The sequence below is a fragment of the Colwellia hornerae genome (genome assembly GCF_007954355.1).
Lineage (GTDB): Bacteria > Pseudomonadota > Gammaproteobacteria > Enterobacterales > Alteromonadaceae > Colwellia_A > Colwellia_A hornerae.
In genome coordinates, this window is record NZ_VOLR01000019.1 from 53,262 (window position 1) to 74,990 (window position 21,729).

The window sequence follows — 21,729 nt, forward strand, 5'->3', positions numbered from 1 at the left end:
AGGACTTAATCACCGTGCGCACTTAGTTGTAAAATCACTAAAGAGATATCTTGGTTGAGCTTTAACGATTATTTACCATTTTGGGCATAATTATTGCTTTATTATTTGTAATATACGCTAGTATCTAGATAACATCTTAGTTTTAATGATTATTATGATTTTTGTTGCTGATGTTATTTCATTACAAATTAATTTATAGTAGATTTACTTAATAGAAGGTAAATAATTATTACTTTCAACTCCTTGCATATCACAAGTGTTACTACAAAGAACTAAAGCAGAAATGACTACAGACTTTTTAAAGTACCAAAAGATAATTGAACAGTTTCGTGGAAATGTTTTAAAAAACGATTTTGAAACAAATTTCTCTGCGATGACTCAACATATCCTAAAAACCGATCGCTTTTTGCTGAAAATGGAGCTTAAGCGTTTAGCGGTTGCTTGTACGCGTTTAATTGATTTGCGCGGACATGTTGATGGTGAATGTCGATCTTTTGAACATGATGGACGCGTTCACTATCTTGATGATATTGCGATGAAAGTTTATCAAGAAAATATCGGCTTTTATCAAGGATATACTTTTGGTGTTTATGAGGCGGTAATGAATACCGAAAATAACTTTCGGGTTATTTATCAAAAAGAAAAAAGTAATATGGGTAAACCGGTACCGGCTGAAACGACTAAAGTTACTAAGGTTTTTGAAAAAACTCAATATCCGGCAACTTTGTTCACGTTTGGTCCGTATCATAATCGTAATGAAGAGCGAATGAACTTCGCTATTACTTTAGAAATACAGCTTGAAAATGATAAAAAAGAATACGAATGTACTAGCTCAGATATTAGTGTTGAGGGCTGTAAATTTCGTTTTAATTTTTCAAATATCATCACGATTGGACAACTTATAAGTATTCGTTTTCGCGGTCTCGAAGACGAGTTTCAATTTGGCCAAGAAAAAAGCTTTGATTTTGAAGTTAAAAATATTCAAAAAGTTGAAAAAACTCAGTTACTTGGATGTAAGAGGGTTTACTCGAAAGATAAGCGCGTTGACGGTTTTCAAGCCTTTCTTCAGGGCTTTATCCAAGGTAATAAACGCCGTTATAAAGTTAACTTAGATAATACGATTAATGCTATTCAATCTCGTAGCTTTGAGCAATTTTCTTTACCAAAATTGAATGAATTACCGATATTTATAGAAGATAAAAAAGGCGAGGTTTTACCGAGATACGCACTTACTTGTCATAATAACCAAGCAACCTTTCAGTATTGGCAAGATGAAAACCGCCACTCTACCTTGTACTGTCTAATAACAGCAGAACGTCTACTGAGCATGAGAAAAGCCCAAGCTTTAGGCAAATCATTATTAGTTTATAGTTTCGTCCACAAAAGCCAAGGGAAACACTTTTTTTATACGGCAGATGTACAGCAATTAAATGATGATATTGAATTCAAAAAACAATTTCTAGGTTTTGCTGCGTCAAAGCCAAGTTTTGCTATTACCCAACTATCGATTATGGACGTTGATATAGATAAAGCACATTCTCCATTAACGTTATCTAATACGCTGACAAAAAAGAACGAATATTTAAATCTGCCTATTCCTGATGATGCAATAGAAACGCTTCATAACCTGCAAAGTATTGTGGTCGCTAATGATGTAACCAATAATGTGTCAACTAAGCAGTACCAACAACTTTCATTTAAAAATATTGAAACTACCCGTTTAAAAAACTTTGGTCATAAACGCTTAACATCACCACTAATGATGGATGAAGTAGGTATTAACTATAAAAATCAAAGACAAGAGGCAAGGTTTAAATATGTAACACCGGTTGAACTTGAAATTGAAGGTGTTCGCTGTTCGGGCAAGTCACATGATTTTTCAGTGTTAGGTTTAAAATTGGAACTCGATAAAGCTTCGGTGTTAAACAAGGGTGATGTCGTCTATTTAACTTTTCCTGGCTTACAAAAAATCACTTCAGCCTTCGATTTAAAAGGCTTGCCTTATGAAGTTATGCGGGTTAATAAAAATAAAACTATACTGAACTTACGCGTCTATGTTGAAAAGCATCAGCATATGGGGAGAGCGTTTTTTAAGGCGTTAATTACTAAAAATCGTGATAAGTTAACCCCCGATGAATATGCCTTGATGATACCTGGCCTTGCCAAGGCATTAAGAAATATTTACAGCAGAAGTCTAACTATTCCCTCATTAATGGTACAAAGCAGTGGTAGTCGTTATAAACTCGAAGCTATCGTTTGTGGTACGGTAAAAGATAAGTTACTGCCGGTGATGAAGCAGTTAAGTGATTCGCCATTACAGTTTAACTTATACCCTTTGCTCAATAACTTACAAGCAACTAGTACCTTAACGTTACCATTGAAAAAAATGCAAACCGATGATGTTCCGGTCGTTGAGACACTATATATTGCTGTAAATTTAGACAATAAAGTAATTGATCAAGCAGTCACAACCAAAACATTAAACGAATTAGAGTCGCCGATGTTGCAGCGGATGTTTATAACTCGGGCATTAAGTCGTGGTTTATTCTTTTGTGTCCAGGTTAAGCTCTCTCGAACTGATGATCCTGATATGGATTATTTAAATCCAGAATTAAGTTACATCAGTTCCTATGCTATTCACCGCGGCAAACAAATAGAGCAAGACATTTGGAGCGTTGCTGGCATTATTCAGTTTCTTGATATTACTCAAGAAACCTTAGTTCGTCATGAACTGCTAACAGACGTTCTTTAAAGCGCTACGCTAACCAATGCAAAAGACAATCAAGACCATCAGCATTAATGGCACTGTCTGCTTTTGCTAAAACCAGCGGCTTAGCATGAAATGCCACACCTAAATGTGCAGCAGCCATCATCACTAAATCGTTGGCACCATCACCCATAGCAACGGTTTGCTCTTTAGGCAAATTAAATTCTTTTTGTAAAGCGACTAAACAATCTGCTTTTGCTTGTGCGTCCACCACATTACCTAAAACCTTACCGGTTAATTTACCGTCAATAATTTCTAAGATATTTGCGTGAGCGGCATCAAGTGCCAACAAGTTTTTTAAATGATCAGCAAAATAAGTAAAACCACCAGAGGCAATAGCAATTTTCCAGCCATGCGCTTTTAATGCCTTAACAAGTACCTCTAAACCAGCCATTAACGGGATATTATTGGCGACCTCAGCAAGTATATTTTCTGATGAACCTTTCAGGGTAGCGACTCGTTGGTGCAAGCTTTGTGCAAAATCAAGTTCACCAAGCATGGCCAGTTCGGTAACTGCTGCCACTTGTTCACCAACACCCGCAAGTACGGCTATTTCATCGATGCACTCAATTTCTATGGTGGTTGAATCCATATCCATAACCAAAATTCCTGGCTTAGATAATGTAGGCGCGTTTTCAATAAGTGCCGCTTCTATTTTATTGTCGAGGGTAAAGTTGACTAAGTTTTCTCTTGCGGCTTTTAAGTTCGTACAAGTGACCATAAAGCGATAGCTGGTAAGATTATTTCTAACATTAATAGCATTTACCGCCAAAATTGATAGTTGGCATTGCATAATTAAGTTACTAAGCAAATTAAGATTAATTTCACTGAAAACGACAAGTTCCAGGGATGTTGCCGGGTGTTTATTTTCATCTAAACACTCTTTGCTGCCCTGTTGTTGGGTAAAATGTTGATCAACTCGCCAGTAATTATCTTCAAAAGTGGCAAAGCAAGGTAAACATTTTTCTGATTTTATCGAAGAAATAAACTCAGCTAAGCTAAGTTGTTGAATATGTTCAAGAGGAAAACGTTGAATAGCAATTGACACGGTACCGCCTTTTTAGGTGTATGATAGTTTTAGCGATTATTTTCAATGAATAATGCTATAGTATAAAAATGAACGTAAAGTTGAAATTAATACATTTGTAGTGCTTATGACACAAATAGAACAGCCTTTATACCCTAAATTATCATCCATTTATAATAAAATTATGCAATTAGCTATAGCGATTGTCTTTATTGTCGTGTTAATGAATTTATGGATATATAGCCAAACGCAAAATAAGCAAAGTATTGAACAAAATTTCTATGATGTTGGTCAGCAGTATCTGCAACAAGTCTCGGCAGGCTTATCGGTATTAACCAGCGAAGTTAAAACGAAAGAAAGCCGACAATTATTACAAACCTATGTAGATGAATTACAGCATTCAGAGGTGATAAAAGAAATCCATCTCTATGATTTATCAGGGCAATTAATTATTAGTAGTCAAAACGCAAAAAGTGTAAGAGCTCTTTTTGGTTTGTCTGAACATAAATTAAATAAGAGTGAATTCTCAGTGCCCTTCGTTAGTGAAATCCGTAAAGAAAAGTTAATGGGATATGTGCGTTTAACCTTAGACAAAAACTACTTAACCACTAAGTTATTAAAAAACAATGATCAACAATTTACGCTGTTACGTGTAATGATGATAATAGCAGGCGTGGTCGGTTTTCTACTGACTCGCGGTCTTAATCGCTTCAGTCGCCAAGGATTTCGATTAGGGGAAAAAGATAAAAGATTGAATTAAGCCTATTTTGCTGTTCTTAGACCCTGTTAAGTTGAAAAAGAGTGGTAATGTTTTGTTCTATTTTTTCTGCTATTTCTGCTCGGCTTTCTTGGCGTAATTCCACCAATTTTTCAAAAACATCAAGGATGCGCAGTGGCGAGTTATCTTCGCCCTGAAAACCATAAAGTGGCATTGAAGGGGCATCTGTTTCTAATACCAGACTACTTAAGGGTAAGCGCTTAATCGCTTTAATGGTCTTCTCTGCTCTTGGGTAGGTGATTGTGCCACCTATACCTAACTTAAATCCTAAATCTATATATTGGCAAGCTTGCTGGTAGCTTCCTGAAAAAGCATGAATAATACCACCTCGGGAAATTTTTACTTGTTTTAACAATGTAATAGTTTCGTTGTGCGTGCGCCTATGATGAACAATAATGGGCAGTTTGTGCTGTTGTGCAAGGTTAAGCTGGAATTCGAAAAATAACATTTGCTGGTTAATATTATCTTGCTGCTTTGCGATAACGCCATCAAGTCCAGCCTCGCCAATCGCAATAATCTCCGTCTTATTGTCTGAGACTTTTTGCGCTAAGCTATCGAGGCTTGTTTGCTGTAACCCGTCTAAAAACCAAGGGTGGATACCTAAGCAAGCAAGAACCTTGCAACCATTCAAAGGATTACCTTGGTTATTGTTGGCTAAAGCCAAAACATTTTGCCAGTTAGCTGGACTAATAGCTGGAATGATAATTTGGTGAATATTTTTTTTAGCGCACTGCTCAAGAAGTAAGTTTGTTGAAGAGATGCCATCAGCAGTAAAAGCTTTGAAATCTAAATGACAGTGGCTATCGGTAAATTTCATAAATTAATCTATTTTACTTGAACGTTAAATAACGGATATGTGAAATTATAGCTTATCTAAAGCTCAGCTTAGTTATTATTGTCTTAGCTTTGCTGCCCTTTTTTCTAAAGCCTCTAGCACATTCTCTAATTTAAAGTGTTCGATAAACGTTGGCTCAGGTTGCTGCTCTCTTAACAATATATCTGCTAAATAAACCGCTTGTGCAATACCAAATGATTTCTTTAATAATTTTTCAGGGCGATGATGCATAACTACCGCCTCAATTAAATGATAAGAAAAGCTCCACATGTGAAGAAGGTAACCACCGACATGATTATGATCAGTACCAAATACCTTTTGCTCTAAGGCATTATTATTGGCACTTTTAAGGCGATATTTAAAATATGTTTTGGTCAGTTCTGGGTCCATCTCAAATAATACAATTTTACCAATGTCATGTAATAAACCAGCAAGTAAGGCATCTCGCTTAAGTTCCGCTTTTACCATTGAAGCGGCCAAACGGGCAGTCGATAAACAGTGTAATTGCTCTTTGATTAATGAAAAGTCAGTAATGTTGGGCTCATAAGAAAAAAGCTCTGCGGTCATTACAATACAGCAAAGTGTTTCTAGCCCCATACGCGTTATGGCTTCGCTAATATCGTTAATTGGCTTTCCTTGGTTCATCAATGAACTATTGGAAAACTGCAACACTTTGGCGGCTAATGCTGGATCTTGTGAAATTATCTCTGATATTTTTTCAGAATCGGTATTACTTTCTTCTAAAATAGCATTGAGCTGCAAATAAACTTTTGGTGGGCTTGGTAAGGTTTTAACTTTGGCAACAACCTTAATAATATGATCTTTGGTGATCGCTTTATTATCATCGCCAAGTGCTGTAATGGTTTGATGAATATCTTCAACGTTAAGCGGCAGTGCATAACTATAATGGCAATGACTAGCTGTTTGACTATCAGTTATGCTGTCATGAGTAATCGCTACTCTGATCATCGCTGGTTGTTTAAGTGCTATTGCTTTGAGAAGATCTAAGCCACTTATTTTTCCTAAATTTAAAACGCTAATAATAGCGTCAAACTTATACTGTTGTAAGGCTTTTAAGGCGTGCTTGCCGTTATTAACATAAGCTGTTTGGCAAGGGCCATTATAAAATGCTTGTTTGAGTGCCAATAGTGTTTGCTCTGTATTATCAACGATCAGCACTTTCATTTATTAACACTTCCTACTTTAATACTTGCTGTGTGCTGAACATATTCAGCTTTTTTAGCCTTAGCCCTTGAGCAACCAAGGGGCTAGGGCCGTATGTGCTTTAATGTAAACTACATGCGTTCCATGACTTCAATGCCAAGAATATCTAAACCTTGTTTTAAGGTCCTAGAAATACTTAAACAAAGTGCCAAACGAGACTGTTTTACCGCAGGATCAATACCTTCTTTGAGGATAGGGCACGCTTCGTAGAAGCTCATGTACAAACTGGCTAACTCATATAAATAATTACACAACAGGTTAGGCATAGACTCGCTAATGACCGCATCTAGCACTTCTTCTAGCTGTAGTAATTTTAACGCTAATGCTTTTTCTTGTGGTTCTATAATGGAGATATCAGCGCTAAAGTTTGCTTGTGCAATTTCTGCTTTACTAAAAATACTTTGAATTCGCGAATAAGCATACTGTAAATACGGAGCAGTAGCGCCTTCAAAACTCAACATGGTTTTCCAGTTGAAAATATAATCGCTGGTTCTATTCTTAGATAAATCAGCAAACTTAACTGCACCGATACCTACTTTTGCTGCAATTTCATTTAGCTTATCTTCAGGGTAATCTGGATTTTTTTCTTTGATGACCGCTTTTGCACGAACAATAGCTTCATCAAGTAATTCTGCTAATTTGATGGTACCGCCAGTTCTTGTTTTGAATGGCTTACCATCGTCACCCATCATCATACCAAATGGGCAATGATCATAACCAACATGCTCTGGTAATAGCTCCGCTTTACGCGCGACAATTTCGACTTGTTTAAAATGTAAACTTTGACGGGCATCGGTGAAAATAATAATACGGTCGGCTTTTAGTTCATCGCTACGGTAGCGACAAGCCGATAAATCTGTGGTCGCATATAAATAGCCACCACCGGTTTTTTGGATGATAAAAACGGGGGCATCACCGTCTTTATTTGCCATCTCATTAATGAAAACAACTTTAGCGCCTTCGCTTACTTCGGCAATACCTTTAGTCATTAATTCATTAACAACCTTTGGTAAATCTTCGTTATAAGCACTTTCGCCCATGATATCGTCACGGGTTAAGGTAACATTAAGTTTTTGATAAATATCTTCACTGTGGGCAATAGATATATCAATGAATAATTTCCATAATACTAAGCAATCTTTGTCGCCACCTTGTAGCTTTACTACATAGTCACGAGCACGGTCAGCAAAGCCTTCTTCGTTATCAAAGCGTACTTTTGCTTCACGGTAAAAGTTTTCTAAATCAGAAAGTGCAGTCTCAGCAACTTCGTTGGCATTAAGTTTGTCGCTTAAATGCGCCAATAGCATGCCGAATTGTGTGCCCCAGTCACCCATGTGATTCTGGCGGATGACTTTGTCACCACGAAACTCTAATGCACGTACTACCGCATCACCGATAATGGTTGAACGTAAGTGGCCAACATGCATTTCTTTGGCAAGGTTTGGCGCTGAATAATCAACGACAACCGTTTGTTTTTTGTCTTCTTGAGTGGCACCACGTTGGGTTACGCCTAATTTTTCATCGTCAGTCATGTTAGCGAGTTGAGCGGCTAACCATGATTTGTCTAGATGAATATTAATAAAACCGGGTCCTGCTAACTCTATATGGTCAGCAATACCGGCTAAATCTAAGTGGTCAACAACGGTGGTCGCTAATTCGCGCGGGTTAATTTTCAGCTTTTTAGCTGCACCCATAACGCCATTCGCTTGGTAGTCACCAAAATTAGGGCGACTTGAAAGACTAACTGCAGGGTTAGTGCCTTCAGGCAAACCAGCCATAACCATGGCCGCAGATACTTTTTCACTTAGTAATTGCTTAATATTCATTTTGATCTCTGTTTTCTTTTAATAGAAATTATTTGTTCAGTTTTTGCAAGTAGATGGTATTTTAGCAAGGCGTTGGTTACTTTTTATTGGTGAGTTTAGTTGACTAAATGAGCCAATAAAAAGTATCGAACAACGCCGATAAAATGCCTACTACGCAGAAAATTTTAGTGTTCTCTGGTCTTGTGGAATTTAATGTCAGGATGACGTTCCTGCGCCAAATTCAAATTCACCATAGTAGGAGCAATATACGTTAAGTTATTACCGCCATCTAGAGCTAAATTGTCATAGGCTTTTTTACTAAATTGCTCAAGTGTTCTTTCATTATCACAAGTACACCAGCGCGCCGTTGCTACACTTATCGGTTCATATATAGCGTCAACTTTATATTCAGTTTTTAAACGTTGTACCACCACTTCAAACTGCAAGACACCTACCGCGCCAACTATCATCTCGTTTGAGTTGAAAGGTCTGAATACTTGCACAGCACCTTCTTCTGAAAGTTGTATTAAACCTTTTTGTAATTGTTTGGCTTTTAATGGATCACGTAAACGAATACGACGGAACATTTCAGGGGCAAAGTTGGGTATACCACTAAACTTCATCATTTCGCCTGAAGTAAAGGTATCGCCAATTTGAATACTACCGTGGTTATGTAAACCAATAATATCACCGGCATAGGCTTCTTCTACATGCGCACGATCACCGGCCATAAAGGTTACAGCATCAGCAATTTTTACATCTTTGTTAATACGTACTTGACGCATTTTCATACCTTTTTCATATTTGCCTGAACAAATACGCATAAAAGCAATACGGTCACGGTGTTTTGGGTCCATGTTCGCTTGAATTTTAAAGACAAAACCGGTGAACTTTTCTTCTTGAGCCGTAACCTCTCTAACATCGGTTAAACGAGGTAAGGGTTTGGGCGCCCATTTAGTTAAACCATTAAGCATATGGTCAACACCAAAGTTACCCAAAGCGGTACCAAAAAATACCGGCGTTAGCTCACCCTTTAAAAACTCTTCTAAGTTAAATTCATGTGATGCACCGGCAACCAGCTCTAATTCTTCACGTAAATCGTCGGCATAAGTACCAATGATTTTGTCTAACTCTGGATTATCAAGCCCTTTGATAATTCTTTCTTCTTGGATCATATGGCCAAGACCTGACTTATAGAGAAATATCTCGTCAGTTAAAATGTTATAGACACCTTTAAATTCTTTACCCATACCTATGGGCCAAGTAATAGGCGCACACTTTATTTTAAGGACGTCTTCGACTTCATCCATAACTTCCATGGGGTCACGAACATCACGATCCATTTTATTCATAAAAGTAATAATGGGTGTATCACGTAAGCGAGTCACTTCCATTAGTTTAACGGTACGTGCTTCAACACCTTTGGCTACGTCAATAACCATTAAACATGAATCAACTGCGGTGAGTGTTCTGTAGGTGTCTTCTGAAAAATCCTCGTGGCCGGGTGTGTCGAGTAAATTGACTAAACAGCCGTTATAAGGAAATTGCATTACAGAGGTCGTAATAGAAATACCACGTTCTTTCTCCATTTCCATCCAGTCAGATTTTGCATGCTGACCTGACTTCTTACCTTTTACCGTGCCAGCTCGTTGTAAAGCTTGACCAAAAAGTAATACTTTTTCAGTGATGGTGGTTTTACCCGCATCAGGATGAGAGATAATTGCGAAAGTACGTCTTAGATTGACTTCATTAGCCTGTAGCGTTGTCATGTTTTAAAAGTTCTCTTTGGTGTACATGCTGATGCACATAAAATGCTTTTTTTAAATACTGATAGGACATTTTAATAATCCTAAATTTTGCGCGCATTGTACCATAAATATCAAAAGCCGCATTAGGGGACTAGCTTTAAATGATTATTTTTAACTAGAATCCTAGGCATTAAAGCTTTTTATTTTGTTATTTGATTATGTGACAAGTGATCGTGCAGATAATAATTATTTTATTGGTTATTTTTAAGATGGAAATTATAAAAATAATTCAATGAAAGCTTATTTTTTGTTGAATTAAATAAACACATTAATAGTAATGTTATTTGAAAAGCTTGATCGAAGTCAATATTTTACCATCGAGTATAAGGTAAATTACTCTTTGGTTGGTAAGTCATAAAAATAACAGGGCAGCATGGTTGATTTAGCCAGAAGAAACTTTTTTAAAGCAAAGAAATTAACAACTGCACCGGCGATCAGATTGCCTTGGGTGATCAACGAAGCCACTTTTATTGATGGTTGCACGCAATGTGGCGACTGTTTAACGTCATGTCCTGAAAATATCATTCAAAAAGGTGAAGGCGGTTTCCCTGAAGTTAATTTTTTAAAGGGAGAATGTACTTTTTGCCAACAATGTGTTGAAAGTTGTGAACAACCGCTTTTTGTTGCGCGAGGACTGCCACCAGCAAGTAATGCTTGGGATTTAGATATCTCAATTAAGGGTGACTGTTTAGCGGTTAACGATGTTTTTTGTCAAAGTTGTCAAGATAGCTGTGAGACAGAAGCTATTTCTTTTAAATATATAAATTCATCGGTACCACAACCCCAGATAAAGCTTAGCGACTGTACGAATTGTGGAGCCTGTGTTGCTATTTGCCCACAATCATCTATCCAATTAACACCAAAAAATTCTGTCGGTGAACAACCCTCAGACACTAATAGGAGAGTTAAATGAGCGCTCTTGAACAAATGATTTGGAATATCTTAGGGTATTCATCGATGCCCGTTATTTTTTTAGCAGGTTTTGCCGGTACCGCCTTAGTCGCTATCGCTATTTTAAAAATGTTAGGTGTTAAGCCGGTTAGGGAATAATTGTGATTAATCTACTAGAAGAAAAACCTATTAATATTGCCGGTGTGCTTTTTGTTGCTCAGCCAAGTAATACCACCAAAGTGGCGAAAGAACTCGGCGAGTTTCCTGGCGCTGAAGTTCATGAAATCGCCGATAACGGCTCTATGGTAGTTACCATAGAAGAAAACGATTTAAACAGAGGTGAAAAAGGCAAAGGCCTTATTAACACCATTACAGATATGAGTAATTTACCGGGTGTGATCTCTTCATCATTGATTTTTCATCATAATGATTATGGGCTACCACAACATCAGGGGATAAAGGTATGACATTAACAAGACGTGATTTTATAAAAGCAAACGCCATTGCAGCAACAGCTGTTGCTGCCGGTATTGCCGTGCCATCTTCAGCTTCAAATTTGCTGACTAAATCGTCGGATACTACGATTAAATGGGATAAAGCTCCTTGTCGTTTTTGTGGCACAGGTTGTAGTGTGCTCGTTGGAACCCAAGAAGGAAAAGTGGTTGCTACTCAAGGAGACCCTCAAGCAGAAGTTAACAAAGGCCTGAACTGTATTAAAGGGTACTTTTTATCCAAAATTATGTACGGCAAAGACCGATTAACTCAACCGTTATTACGGATGAAAGACGGTGTTTATGCCAAAGAAGGTGAGTTTACACCAGTAAGCTGGGATACCGCCTTTGATGTTATGGCTGAAAAATTTAAAGCGGCTTTAAAGAAAAAAGGACCGACCTCTGTTGGTATGTTTGGCTCGGGTCAGTGGACTGTTTGGGAAGGTTACGCCGCTTCAAAATTAATGAAAGCGGGCTTTTTAACCAACAATCTTGATCCTAATGCTCGTCACTGTATGGCGTCAGCTGTGGGTGGGTTTATGCGTACCTTTGGTATCGACGAACCTATGGGCTGCTATGATGATTTAGAACACGCCGATGCCTTTGTACTTTGGGGTTCTAATATGGCGGAAATGCATCCTATTTTATGGTCGCGTTTAGCTGATCGTCGTTTAAGTCATCCTCATGTAAAAGTAAACGTATTATCAACGTATAAACATCGTAGCTTTGAACTTGCTGATAACGGTATGATCTTTACGCCACAAACAGACTTAGCGATATTAAACTTTATTGCTAATTATATTATTCAAAATAACGCTGTTAACGAAGATTTCATGAAAAAGCATGTCAATATTCGTGAAGGTGTTACGGATATTGGTTATGGTTTACGTCCTTCTCATCCATTACAAAAAGCGGCTAAAAATCCTGACAGTGGTGCATCTAAACCGATGAGCTTTGACGATTTTGCTAAATTTGTTAGTAGCTATAGCATTGAATACACGTCAAAACTTTCCGGTGTTTCTGAAGATAAGTTATTAACGCTGGCTAAACTCTATGCGGATCCTAAAGTTAAAGTGACCTCATTTTGGACCATGGGTTTTAATCAACATACTCGTGGTGTTTGGGCCAATAATTTGATGTACAACGTGCATTTGTTGACGGGTAAAATATCGGAGCCGGGTAATAGTCCATTCTCTTTGACGGGGCAACCATCAGCCTGTGGAACGGCGCGTGAAGTAGGTACTTTCTCACATAGATTACCCGCTGATCTTGTAGTAAAAAACCCTAAACATAGAGCAATAGCAGAAAAAATATGGAAATTACCTGAAGGCACCATTCCACCCAAGCCAGGTTATCATGCGGTTATGCAAAATCGTATGCTTAAAGACGGTGAGTTAAATGCGTATTGGGTGATGTGTAATAACAACATGCAAGCCGGACCGAATATCAATGAAGAAGGGATCCCTGGCTATCGTAACCCAGAAAATTTTATTGTTGTTTCAGACCCTTACCCAACGGTAACGGCACAAGCGGCTGACTTGATTTTACCTACTGCTATGTGGGTAGAAAAAGAAGGGGCTTATGGCAATGCAGAGCGCCGTACACAATTTTGGCATCAACAAGTGAATGCGCCAGGTGAAGCGCGTTCAGATTTATGGCAAATCGTTGAGTTCTCTAAACGTTTTAAAATTGAAGAAGTGTGGCCTGAAGAATTACTCGCTAAAAATCCTGAATATCGTGGCAAAACTATGTTTGACGTGCTTTATGCAAACGGCAACGTAGATAAATTCCCGATGAGTGAGTCCAAAGGTGATACTAACTTTGAAGGCGATTATTTCGGCTTCTATATTCAAAAAGGCTTATTCGAAGAATATGCGACCTTTGGCCGTGGACATGGTCATGATTTAGCACCCTTTGATCGTTATCACGAAGAGCGCGGTCTAAGATGGCCAGTTGTTAATGGTAAGGAAACCAAGTGGCGTTTCCGTGAGGGTCACGACCCTTATGTAGAAAAAGGCAGCGAAGTTCAGTTCTATGGTCATAAAGACAAAAAAGCGAATATATTTGCCTTACCCTATGAACCGGCGGCAGAGTCACCTGATGAAGAATTCGACTTATGGTTAAGTACCGGTCGTGTTCTAGAGCATTGGCATTCTGGTTCTATGACTGCGCGTGTGCCTGAACTTCATAAAGCATTTCCTGATGCGGTGTTATTTATTCACCCTGACGATGCTAAAGCAAGAGGTTTACGCCGTGGCGATGAAGTGCTCATTGAATCACGTCGTGGTGAAGTAAAATCTCGCGTCGAAACTCGTGGCCGTAATAGACCACCGAAAGGTTTAGTCTTTATGCCTTGGTTTGATGCAAAACAATTGGTTAATAAGTTAACCCTAGATGCTACAGACCCTTTATCTAAACAAACTGACTTTAAAAAATGTGCAGTTAAAGTTAAAAAAGTTGTTGTTTAGCACTAATTAAATTTACGTAATCTACCGGGTAGAGGTAAAGAATGAAAATATTACCAATAATAATGATAACGGCTAGTTTAGCCATGGCATTGAGCGTACAAGCTTATCAAGAAGTGACCTCAGGCGGTTTAGAGACTATTCGCGGCATAGCTAAAATTAATGAAACAAAAAGTGCAGAAGCGCTTAAACGTGTCATTAAAGATAAAAACCCTATTCAGCGTAACTATGTGCATCAACCACCTGTTGTGCCTCATCAAACTCGTGGTTATCGGGTTAATAAAGACAGTAATAAGTGTTTAACTTGCCATGGTTGGAAGTATGCGAGAGAAACTGGCGCAACCAAAATAAGTTTAACGCACTTTGAAACACGTGACGGTAAAACATTGTCGGACGTTTCACCGCGTCGCTACTTTTGTTCTCAATGTCATGTTACACAAGCTGATGCACCTGAGTTGGTTGATAATCTTTTTAAACCTGTTGAATCGTTAGGTAATGATTAAATAATGGTTTATCTAAACGTAATTTAGGGGATTAAAATGACCAAAGAATCAAAGATAAAAAGCTTACTTTCGTATTTAAAGTCGCCAAGCAGTGCCGCCTTATGGTTAATTTTAGCTATTGGTTTTGCTGGCGGTGTTATCTTTTGGGGGGGATTTAACACCGCGCTAGAAGTAACCAATACAGAGGCGTTTTGCATTAGCTGTCATGAAATGGAAGATAATGTTTATGAAGAATACAAAGAAACTATTCATTACTCTAACCGTTCGGGCGTTCGTGCTACCTGTCCTGACTGTCATGTTCCAAAAAAATGGACTCATAAAATCGTTCGTAAAATTGCGGCGAGTAAAGAAGTTTGGGGCATGCTTACTGGCTTGATTGACACGAGAGAAAAGTTTCAGGATCATCGCCGAGAATTGGCTGAACGTGAATGGAAACGCATGAAAGAGAATGATTCATTAGAATGTCGTAATTGTCATAACTTTGAGTACATGGATTTTTCAGAACAAGGTAATCGCAGTGTTAAAATGCACTCAAGTGCACTAGCTTCTGGCGAAAAAACCTGTATAGATTGTCATAAGGGCATTGCCCATGAATTACCTGATATGAAAGGTGTTGATAATTGGTAGTTTACTTACTTTATGCTGATAGCTTTAACGCTTAAAGCAAAGCCGTAAAATTTGGCAACCTCTTTAATTGTTATTATTAAAGAGGTTTTATTTTTTTAGTGCAGCTAATTACAGCCATCATTAAAATTAATGGTGCACCGGGAATATTAGCAGTAATTTTATTTGTGTCGCTTTATTGAGTGTTAGAGCACTTTCTTCATTACAATCGCATCTTCATAGCCAAAGCCAGAGGCGCTCGGGTAATAACCTGTTCTTCGGCCTGTTTCGATAAAACCATGATTAATATACATCATTTGAGCGCTAATGTTCTTTGCACGCACTTCCAACCAAATAAGCGTATTATTGAGTTGTTTTGACTGCACAAAAAAGTGCTCTAGTAATGCTTTACCATACCCCTTGCCTTGCAGTGCCGGTAACACACAAACATCCATTAACGTTGCTTCACCTGCGACATGCTCACCAACATAAAAACCGACTAATTCATTATTTACTTGCAAGTAATGGCCAAAATAGCGTGTGCCAATACAGCTGTTAAAGGTTTTTTCACTCCATGGGTGAGAGTGACAAGCATTCTCTATAGGAATTAATGAGTTTACGTCGTCGCTTGATATTTTATGGTAGCTAAAAGTCATATTATTGAATTTTCTTGTAGTTTTTGCCAAAGTGCTTGCTTTAATAGCGGAGAATTTTTTAAAACGTTAATCGACGGGGTGACCAAATGATGCTTTGTGAGCGAAATATCGGTCTGTTCACTGAATTGCCAAGTTAATAAACCAATTGATAAAGCATTATTATCGCAGTTTACTTCGCCAACAGAGCAACCTAAACAATGCAGGATATCGGTAAAGATATGAGTATCAACTAATGCAGAAAGCTCGATATTTAAATAGTGATGGCCGTCGTTATTGTGCTTTTTATCGCTATTTTTTAACTGCCAAAGTTCAATGCCCATAGCCTGCAAGTGCGAAAACTGTCTTTTAGTAATGGTCATAAATTAAGGCAATAAAGCATAGAGTAAGTAAGGAAGACATGATGACAGAATTTTCGCTTAATACCAAATATAGCCGCTAACATTCACCGTGCATTTTACAATATGGCGCTTAATTGAGATCGGGAGAATAGGCGTTTTTTTGTACTTTGCACTGATTTGACTAAGGGGGATTGCCATCTTGCCATCCTTGAACGTGACTATTATCACCTTGAAAAGTAGTCATGTAATGCAACAGATTAATAAGTAAAGTTGCAAGGCGCATATTTTCAAACGGCGTTGCTTTTTTAAGTCACTCAGTCGATACCTTGTCTTTGGCTTGAAAAAACATCGAGGTGTTGTTACGGATTGCTGACGAGTAGCCGTCTACGTTTACTTTGTGGGTTATTTCTGTTTCGACAGCGCTAAATATAAAAAATAATAAATAGGATGATTGTAGTTGGGGCACAATATTAAAAATGTTTGATTTTTCAGACAACTATTATTTTACAAAAAAATAAAGCATACAGTTAAATAAATGATTATTTGTTGTGAGATATTATTGAGTTGTAGGTATTTATTGCTAATTGCTATAAATAACAATTTATTGATAATAGCTAAAATAGCTAAGAAAAGAATTGGCAGGGGTGGAGAGATTCGAACTCCCAACCGTCGGTTTTGGAGACCGCTGTTCTACCAATTGGAACTACACCCCTGCAACGGATTCGAATTATACGCAAGCAATAGCAAAGGTAAAGCGCTAAAGTCAAAAAAAATGAAATAAATGACTGTTTGCTTAAAATAACAACATTGCGTTTGTTTTAAACTCAATTATTATCAGGTAAAGCAAACAATCACAGATATAATCTTAATTATTACAAAAACGTAGTGCCTCTGGGTAGGGGAATACATCTTCAAATTTACCGGTAGCCACACTTTTTTGACATTGTTGCCAAAAACTGGCTTCTAACAAATCTGCATGATGTAATAAAAAAGCATTGCGATATTTAGTATTTGCCAACGCAAAAGTCGCAATTTCCTCTGGAAACATGTCGCCAGGTGCTACCGAGTACCATGGTTCTGCTGCATAAATTTGTTCTTCAGTAATTGCTTCTGGTTTCACCCTAAAATTAACTTCATCCATATAGGTTATTTCATCATAATCATAAAATATGACTCGTCCGTGTCGGGTGACACCAAAGTTTTTCAGTAACATGTCACCGGGGAAAATATTGGCAGCAATTAACTGTTTTATCGCACTACCATAGCCATACATTGCTTCTTCAATTTCCTCATCACTCGCTTTAGCTAAATATAAATTGAGCGGTGTCATGCGACGCTCAATATATAAATGTTTGATAATAATTAATTCATCTTCAAAACGAATAATAGATTGAGCAACATTGAGCAGCTCTGTTAACAACTCTTCACTAAAACGGTCTTTGGGAAAAGCGACTTCAGAGTACTCCATAGTATCAGCCATTCGCCCAACTCGGTCATGTAATTTAACTAAACGATATTTCCCTTTGACCTCTTGCTTAGTCATGGTCTTACTCGGGGCAAACTTATCTTTTATAATTTTAAAAACATAAGGGTAAGAAGGTAAGGTAAATACTGACATCACCATACCTTTAATACCTGCAGCTAATTCAAATTTGTCATCACTGGCGTCGAGGTGATTGAGAAAATCGCGATAAAACTGTGTTTTACCTTGTTTATGAAAGCCAATGGCTGAATATAAATCGGCCAAGGTTTTATGAGGAATTAAGCGTTTTAAAAATTGCACTAAAGCAAAGGGGTGCTGACAGTCGACAAAAAAGTAAGCGCGAGCAAAACCAAAAACCACCGCCATATTTGCGCCTTCGGTTAACAAAGCATCAATGTATAATCCTGCTGATTTTCCTTCTTTTTCATTATTAACAATAGGGACAATAAAAGGTGTTTCACCGCCAGGAGAAATAACTCGGCCAATAATATAAGCCCCTTTGTTACGATAGAATATAAAATCAAGAATATCGAACTTCAATTCGCTAAGTTTATATCGTGTCTTATGTGCTTGAACGCGAAAAGACTTTATCAGGCTTTTCATATCTCTTGCTAAATTAACAAAGGGAATGTTGAAGTTGGCATTATTCATAATAGCCGCGATAGTTTGCTCCAAGCCTAATTCACTTGGAGAGTAACGGGTGTATATAACCGGACTGGTAATATTTTCTATTTTTTCAACGGTACTTTTAACAAAAATAAAAGCATTATGGTAATACTTACGCTCAAATAAATGACAAAAGATAGAGTTATAAAAACTCTCTGCTAGTTCTGGTTGATGATGTTCTTTTAATAAAGCGATGTAACTTACTTTGACGTTTTGCCATAAAAGTTCGTCGAGGTTAGAGACAAAAAAATCTTTTTTAATGGTCTCAAGTGTTTCTTCAACGCGTTTATCATAAAAGTCGGTTCTACTTTTTGCTGCATCTTGTACCGCTTGCCATTGGCACAGTTCAAAGCGTTGTTTGGCTGATTGGGTAATTTCACTGAAAAGGTAGATATGACGTTCAAAGCCATTAAGAATGGTTTTAGCGAGAGCAAAAGCAATATTGTTCATGATATTTTCAACTAAAAATTTATCGATAATCTCAGCATACGGTAAATTGTCAAAAAGGGGAGATAAAGTTTCCAATATGATGATTATAAACAAGGTAAATACTGTACTGTTTTATATTTAAGGTCTCTTGGCCCTTTATTGCCACTGTATCAGCGTTATTACTTGCTATTGTTGGCGCTGAACACTAAAATTACGCGTTTTTTATTCTCTTAAAATAGATATTCTAATTGGTATTTACATGCGCGTAGCTGACTTTTCTTTTGATTTACCCGAAGAACTTATTGCCCGATATCCGAAAGCGGATCGTACTTCAAGTCGTTTAATGTCTGTTAACGGTAATAGTGGTGAAATTCTTGATCTTGGATTTACCGATATTATTGAACAACTTAATGATGGTGATCTACTTATTTTCAATAATACCCGCGTAATACCAGCACGTATGTTTGGACAAAAAGAAAGTGGTGGAAAAATTGAAGTATTGGTTGAAAGGATCCTCGACGAAAAACGTTTTCTTGCCCATATTCGCGCCAGTAAATCACCGAAAGTCGGTAACAAACTTATTTTAGAAAGCAAAGTCTCTGCGACTATGCTTGGTCGCCATGGTGCTTTATTTGAATTAAAAATAGAGGGTGAACAATCAGTTTTATCTGTACTTGAAGAAATTGGCCATATGCCATTACCTCCTTATATAGACCGTCCTGATGAAGACAGCGATCGTGAACGATATCAAACTGTTTATAATGAAAAACCCGGTGCGGTTGCTGCACCTACTGCCGGTTTACATTTTGATGAAAATTTATTAGAAAAAATAAAAGCTAAAGGTGTCGATCTCGCTTTTATTACTTTACATGTCGGCGCAGGGACTTTTCAGCCAGTCAAAGTCGATGAAATAGCCGACCATATTATGCATGCTGAGTATGTTGAAGTATCTGACGAGGTTGTTCAACAGATAGCCCTGACAAAAGCGAATGGTGGTCGTGTTATCGCTGTTGGTACAACATCGGTACGTTCGATAGAAAGCGCCGCTAAAGTGGCTAAAGAGCAAGCCTTGCCGCTGAGCGCTTTTTATGGTGACACTGATATTTTTATTACTCCAGGGTATGAATTTCAAGTCATTGATGCTCTGATCACTAATTTTCATTTATCAGAGTCAACATTGTTAATGCTCGTCAGCGCTTTTTCGGGTTACGAACATATGATGTCTGCCTATCAACATGCGGTGCATGAAAAATATCGTTTTTTTAGTTATGGCGATGCGATGTTTTTAACGAAAAAAGATAACAAAATTTAAGATAATGTATAAAACGTTTAATAATTTATAATAAACAACCGCTAGCCTGTTTCGCTAGAGGGTTTGGAGAAAGTCTATATGACAGATAAAACAGTAGCACCAGTGACTAAACCAGTAAAAAGTAAGATGAAATACCAATTAATCAATACTGACGGTAAAGCACGTCGCGGCCGTTTAACGTTTGACCGTGGTACGGTAGAAACGCCAGCATTTATGCCAGTAGGTACCTACGGTACGGTTAAAGGCATGAAAATGGAAGATGTTGAAGCGACTGGCGCTGAAATTATTCTAGGTAATACTTTTCACCTTATGTTACGTCCTGGTACTGAAATTGTTGAACAGTTTGGTGGTTTACATAATTTTATTAATTGGCAAAAACCGATTCTTACTGACTCTGGTGGTTTTCAGGTGTTCAGCTTGGGTAAAATGCGTAAAATTACCGAAGAAGGAGTCAAGTTTAGTTCGCCTATTAACGGTGATAAAATCATGCTAACTCCCGAGCGTTCAATGGAAGTTCAGCGTAGTTTAGATGCAGATGTTGTGATGATTTTTGATGAATGTACGCCGTATCCTGCGTCACATGAAGAATCAAAAAGTTCAATGGAATTATCACTACGTTGGGCACAGCGCTCTAAAGTTGCTCATGGCGATAATCAATCAGCTTTGTTTGGTATTGTGCAAGGCGGCATGTATGAAGACTTGCGTGAAGTTTCCGTTAAAGGTTTAAAAGATATTGAGTTTGACGGTTATGCAATTGGTGGTTTATCGGTAGGTGAGCCCAAAGAAGATATGATCCGCATTCTTGATCACACCACCCCCTTGATCCCTGAGAATAAACCCCGATATCTTATGGGAGTTGGAAAACCTGAAGACCTGGTTGAAGGTGTGCGTCGTGGTATTGATATGTTTGATTGTGTTATGCCAACACGTAATGCCCGAAATGGTCACCTATTTGTGACTAACGGCGTTATTAAAATTCGTAATGCCAGCCATAAAACAGATACTGGACCACTGGACAGCGAATGTGACTGTTATACCTGTAAGAATTATTCACGCGCTTATTTGCATCATTTAGATAAGTGTAATGAAATATTGGGCTCACAATTAAATACTTTACATAACTTGCATTTTTATCAGCGTGTTATGAAAGGATTGCGTGCAGCTATAGAGCAAGGTAAGTTAGACGACTTCGTGAACGAGTTTTATGCGTTACGCGGATTACCCGTTCCAGAACTAAAATAGCTATTTACACAATTAAAAGAATCATCCATTTATTAACAATAAAAATCAGAGGAAATTATGAGTTTATTTATCAGTGAAGCACAGGCAGCAACAGGCGCACCAGCAGGTGCTGATGGCACATCAATGTTGATCATGTTAGCGGTTTTTGGTTTAGTTTTTTATTTTATGATCTATCGCCCACAAGCTAAGCGTGTAAAAGAGCATAAAGGCTTAATGTCAGCACTATCAAAAGGCGATGAAGTTTTAACGCAAGGCGGCATTGTTGGTAAAATCGTTAAAGTTTCAGACGAGAAAGATTATATCGTAGTAAGTGTTGCTGAAGGTACTGAAGTTGTTCTTCAAAAAGCAGCAATCAATGCGGTATTACCTAAAGGCACAATGAAGTCATTGTAATTGTAAGTCGTGG

Annotated in this window: 19 protein-coding genes and 1 tRNA gene; 11 read left to right on the forward strand and 9 right to left on the reverse strand. The window is 37.8% G+C overall.

Annotated features, from left to right (window positions below; all coding sequences use genetic code 11):
- Positions 1-283: 283 nt before the first annotated feature.
- Positions 284-2,752, forward strand: a complete 2,469-nt coding sequence (locus tag ESZ26_RS13690; RefSeq protein WP_146800038.1) for a PilZ domain-containing protein — start codon at positions 284-286, stop codon at positions 2,750-2,752.
- A 4-nt stretch (positions 2,753-2,756) separates the two neighbouring features.
- Here ESZ26_RS13690 and serB read toward each other — a convergent pair whose 3' ends face one another.
- On the reverse strand, positions 2,757-3,815 hold the full coding sequence (gene serB / locus ESZ26_RS13695) for a phosphoserine phosphatase SerB (RefSeq protein WP_223271642.1): 1,059 nt from the start codon (positions 3,813-3,815) through the stop codon (positions 2,757-2,759).
- 106 nt (positions 3,816-3,921) lie between these two features.
- Between serB and ESZ26_RS13700 the strand changes: the two genes are divergently transcribed.
- Complete coding sequence (locus tag ESZ26_RS13700; RefSeq protein WP_146800039.1) at positions 3,922-4,554, forward strand: AhpA/YtjB family protein; 633 nt, start codon at positions 3,922-3,924, stop codon at positions 4,552-4,554.
- Positions 4,555-4,570: 16 nt separating this feature from the next.
- Here ESZ26_RS13700 and ESZ26_RS13705 read toward each other — a convergent pair whose 3' ends face one another.
- The 4 genes from ESZ26_RS13705 to prfC form a co-directional block, all read right to left on the reverse strand.
- The gene (locus tag ESZ26_RS13705; protein ID WP_146800040.1) at positions 4,571-5,389 is read right to left on the reverse strand and encodes a TatD family hydrolase; all 819 of its coding nucleotides are present in this window, start codon (positions 5,387-5,389) and stop codon (positions 4,571-4,573) included.
- A gap of 75 nt (positions 5,390-5,464) precedes the next feature.
- Positions 5,465-6,592 carry an HDOD domain-containing protein gene (locus tag ESZ26_RS13710; RefSeq protein ID WP_146800041.1) on the reverse strand — a complete coding sequence of 376 codons (1,128 nt, stop codon included), beginning with the start codon at positions 6,590-6,592 and terminating at the stop codon, positions 5,465-5,467.
- Positions 6,593-6,702: 110 nt separating this feature from the next.
- A complete protein-coding gene (argS, locus tag ESZ26_RS13715) occupies positions 6,703-8,457 on the reverse strand; it encodes an arginine--tRNA ligase (protein WP_146800042.1) in 1,755 nt (584 codons plus the stop codon).
- Between the two features lie 164 nt (positions 8,458-8,621).
- Positions 8,622-10,205 (reverse strand): peptide chain release factor 3, encoded by a 1,584-nt coding sequence (gene prfC / locus ESZ26_RS13720; RefSeq protein WP_146800043.1) that lies wholly within the window; start codon positions 10,203-10,205, stop codon positions 8,622-8,624.
- Between the two features lie 412 nt (positions 10,206-10,617).
- Between prfC and napF the strand changes: the two genes are divergently transcribed.
- Genes napF through ESZ26_RS13750 form a run of 6 tightly spaced genes read left to right on the forward strand, consistent with a single transcriptional unit; the run spans position 10,618 to position 15,221 of the window.
- On the forward strand, positions 10,618-11,157 hold the full coding sequence (napF, locus tag ESZ26_RS13725) for a ferredoxin-type protein NapF (protein ID WP_146800044.1): 540 nt from the start codon (positions 10,618-10,620) through the stop codon (positions 11,155-11,157).
- Positions 11,154-11,294 (forward strand): TIGR02808 family protein, encoded by a 141-nt coding sequence (locus tag ESZ26_RS13730; protein ID WP_146800045.1) that lies wholly within the window; start codon positions 11,154-11,156, stop codon positions 11,292-11,294. The genes napF and ESZ26_RS13730 overlap by 4 nt, the downstream gene beginning before the upstream one ends.
- A 2-nt stretch (positions 11,295-11,296) precedes the next feature.
- A complete protein-coding gene (locus tag ESZ26_RS13735; RefSeq protein ID WP_170246385.1) occupies positions 11,297-11,602 on the forward strand; it encodes a chaperone NapD in 306 nt (101 codons plus the stop codon).
- The gene (gene napA, locus ESZ26_RS13740) at positions 11,599-14,094 is read left to right on the forward strand and encodes a periplasmic nitrate reductase subunit alpha (protein WP_146800047.1); all 2,496 of its coding nucleotides are present in this window, start codon (positions 11,599-11,601) and stop codon (positions 14,092-14,094) included. The genes ESZ26_RS13735 and napA overlap by 4 nt, the downstream gene beginning before the upstream one ends.
- Positions 14,095-14,135: 41 nt before the next feature.
- Entirely contained in the window at positions 14,136-14,594 is a 459-nt protein-coding gene (locus ESZ26_RS13745) for a nitrate reductase cytochrome c-type subunit (RefSeq protein WP_146800048.1), read from the forward strand.
- A gap of 36 nt (positions 14,595-14,630) precedes the next feature.
- Positions 14,631-15,221 (forward strand): NapC/NirT family cytochrome c, encoded by a 591-nt coding sequence (locus ESZ26_RS13750; RefSeq protein WP_146800049.1) that lies wholly within the window; start codon positions 14,631-14,633, stop codon positions 15,219-15,221.
- Between the two features lie 182 nt (positions 15,222-15,403).
- Here ESZ26_RS13750 and rimI read toward each other — a convergent pair whose 3' ends face one another.
- The 4 genes from rimI to aceK all read right to left on the reverse strand — a co-directional run bounded on the left by rimI (position 15,404) and on the right by aceK (position 18,790).
- Positions 15,404-15,883 carry a ribosomal protein S18-alanine N-acetyltransferase gene (gene rimI, locus ESZ26_RS13755; RefSeq protein WP_223271643.1) on the reverse strand — a complete coding sequence of 160 codons (480 nt, stop codon included), beginning with the start codon at positions 15,881-15,883 and terminating at the stop codon, positions 15,404-15,406.
- Positions 15,850-16,212 (reverse strand): DNA polymerase III subunit psi, encoded by a 363-nt coding sequence (locus ESZ26_RS13760; protein WP_146800051.1) that lies wholly within the window; start codon positions 16,210-16,212, stop codon positions 15,850-15,852. Before ESZ26_RS13760 ends, rimI begins: the two co-directional genes overlap by 34 nt.
- A gap of 615 nt (positions 16,213-16,827) precedes the next feature.
- Positions 16,828-16,904: transfer RNA gene (locus tag ESZ26_RS13765), tRNA-Trp, on the reverse strand.
- A 152-nt stretch (positions 16,905-17,056) separates the two neighbouring features.
- On the reverse strand, positions 17,057-18,790 hold the full coding sequence (gene aceK, locus ESZ26_RS13770; protein ID WP_170246386.1) for a bifunctional isocitrate dehydrogenase kinase/phosphatase: 1,734 nt from the start codon (positions 18,788-18,790) through the stop codon (positions 17,057-17,059).
- A gap of 238 nt (positions 18,791-19,028) precedes the next feature.
- Between aceK and queA the strand changes: the two genes are divergently transcribed.
- The 3 genes from queA to yajC all read left to right on the forward strand — a co-directional run bounded on the left by queA (position 19,029) and on the right by yajC (position 21,716).
- Entirely contained in the window at positions 19,029-20,081 is a 1,053-nt protein-coding gene (gene queA, locus ESZ26_RS13775; protein ID WP_146800052.1) for a tRNA preQ1(34) S-adenosylmethionine ribosyltransferase-isomerase QueA, read from the forward strand.
- A gap of 126 nt (positions 20,082-20,207) precedes the next feature.
- Positions 20,208-21,323, forward strand: coding sequence for a tRNA guanosine(34) transglycosylase Tgt (gene tgt / locus ESZ26_RS13780; RefSeq protein WP_146800069.1), 1,116 nt, complete (start codon positions 20,208-20,210; stop codon positions 21,321-21,323).
- 57 nt (positions 21,324-21,380) lie between these two features.
- Entirely contained in the window at positions 21,381-21,716 is a 336-nt protein-coding gene (gene yajC / locus ESZ26_RS13785) for a preprotein translocase subunit YajC (RefSeq protein ID WP_146800053.1), read from the forward strand.
- Positions 21,717-21,729 lie beyond the last annotated feature (13 nt).

Bases quoted from the DNA above. Each gene is read 5' to 3' on its own strand.
- ESZ26_RS13690 (WP_146800038.1), top strand. From the start codon at position 284: ATGACTACAGACTTTTTAAAGTACCAAAAGATAATTGAACAGTTTCGT.
- ESZ26_RS13700 (WP_146800039.1), top strand. From the start codon at position 3,922: ATGACACAAATAGAACAGCCTTTATACCCTAAATTATCATCCATTTAT.
- ESZ26_RS13705 (WP_146800040.1), bottom strand. From the start codon at position 5,389: ATGAAATTTACCGATAGCCACTGTCATTTAGATTTCAAAGCTTTTACT.
- ESZ26_RS13710 (WP_146800041.1), bottom strand. From the start codon at position 6,592: ATGAAAGTGCTGATCGTTGATAATACAGAGCAAACACTATTGGCACTC.
- argS (WP_146800042.1), bottom strand. From the start codon at position 8,457: ATGAATATTAAGCAATTACTAAGTGAAAAAGTATCTGCGGCCATGGTT.
- prfC (WP_146800043.1), bottom strand. From the start codon at position 10,205: ATGACAACGCTACAGGCTAATGAAGTCAATCTAAGACGTACTTTCGCA.
- napF (WP_146800044.1), top strand. From the start codon at position 10,618: ATGGTTGATTTAGCCAGAAGAAACTTTTTTAAAGCAAAGAAATTAACA.
- ESZ26_RS13730 (WP_146800045.1), top strand. From the start codon at position 11,154: ATGAGCGCTCTTGAACAAATGATTTGGAATATCTTAGGGTATTCATCG.
- napA (WP_146800047.1), top strand. From the start codon at position 11,599: ATGACATTAACAAGACGTGATTTTATAAAAGCAAACGCCATTGCAGCA.
- ESZ26_RS13745 (WP_146800048.1), top strand. From the start codon at position 14,136: ATGAAAATATTACCAATAATAATGATAACGGCTAGTTTAGCCATGGCA.
- ESZ26_RS13750 (WP_146800049.1), top strand. From the start codon at position 14,631: ATGACCAAAGAATCAAAGATAAAAAGCTTACTTTCGTATTTAAAGTCG.
- ESZ26_RS13760 (WP_146800051.1), bottom strand. From the start codon at position 16,212: ATGACCATTACTAAAAGACAGTTTTCGCACTTGCAGGCTATGGGCATT.
- aceK (WP_170246386.1), bottom strand. From the start codon at position 18,790: ATGAACAATATTGCTTTTGCTCTCGCTAAAACCATTCTTAATGGCTTT.
- queA (WP_146800052.1), top strand. From the start codon at position 19,029: ATGCGCGTAGCTGACTTTTCTTTTGATTTACCCGAAGAACTTATTGCC.
- tgt (WP_146800069.1), top strand. From the start codon at position 20,208: ATGAAATACCAATTAATCAATACTGACGGTAAAGCACGTCGCGGCCGT.
- yajC (WP_146800053.1), top strand. From the start codon at position 21,381: ATGAGTTTATTTATCAGTGAAGCACAGGCAGCAACAGGCGCACCAGCA.